At 72.9% G+C, this 317-nt stretch carries 1 protein-coding gene; it reads left to right on the top strand.

Annotation, left to right across the window (positions count from 1 at the left end):
* The coding region (locus tag GM79_RS25245; protein ID WP_035557820.1) for a hypothetical protein at nucleotides 1-191 on the top strand (191 nt) is incomplete at its 5' end.
* Nucleotides 192-317: the final 126 nt, after the last annotated feature.

Here is a 317-nt window from a genome sequence, read left to right as displayed (position 1 = left end):
GGCTGGCCCTGCTCGCCGACCCGGCCTGCCCGCCCGCCCTGGCCCAGAACGCGCTTTTTGCCGCCCAGGCCCGCCTGTGGGCTGGCCCCGAAGCGGAGGCTGCCCGCCGCCTGCTGCTGGCCCGCGCCAGCGGCCTGCGGGCTGAGTTGGCGGCCCTCCTGGCCCCGCCCCCTGGGGAAGCCGGCAGCTGACGGCTGCCGCCCCACCCCGCTCTTCCGCCGCGCAATCCAAAATATAGTGGCATAGCCAACAATATATCCGCCTAAGCGGCCGTTGGGGATGCTGCCGGCGGGTGCCGGTGCCTTATCGTCCCCTTT

It is taken from the genome of Hymenobacter sp. IS2118, assembly GCF_000715495.1.
In the GTDB taxonomy this organism is placed as follows: Bacteria; Bacteroidota; Bacteroidia; order Cytophagales; family Hymenobacteraceae; genus Hymenobacter.
Note: the sequence above shows the minus strand (reverse complement) of the source record. Positions and strands in the feature narration are given on the sequence as shown.